The sequence below is a fragment of the Methylobacterium frigidaeris genome, from assembly GCF_022179185.1.
Taxonomy (GTDB): Bacteria; Pseudomonadota; Alphaproteobacteria; order Rhizobiales; family Beijerinckiaceae; genus Methylobacterium; species Methylobacterium frigidaeris.
This window is the reverse complement of record NZ_BPQJ01000292.1, coordinates 1-248: the sequence shown is the minus strand read 5'-3', so window position 1 is coordinate 248 and position 248 is coordinate 1. Positions and strand designations below refer to the sequence as shown.

1 pseudogene is annotated in these 248 nt (G+C 74.6%); it reads left to right on the top strand.

The annotated features are described in order from the left end of the window. Positions 1–193 (top strand): annotated as a pseudogene (locus tag MFF64_RS37185) (methyl-accepting chemotaxis protein); the annotation flags it as partial. Between the last annotated feature and the right edge of the window lie 55 nt (positions 194–248).

Here is a 248-nt window from a genome sequence, read left to right as displayed (position 1 = left end):
CGTCCGCAACGTCAGCCAGGCCGCCATGGGGACCGGGGCGGTGACCAGCAACATCACCGGCGTCGCCAGCGCCGCGGAAGAGACCGGATCGGCGGCGAGCGAGGTGCTGGGCGCGGCATCGGAACTCTCGCGGCAGTCCGAACACCTCGCCGCCGAGGTCGGCCGCTTCCTCGCCACCGTGCGGGCGGCCTGAACGGCGGCCCGCCAGGATCGCCGGCCCGATGCGCGCAGTCCAAACCGGAGCACGC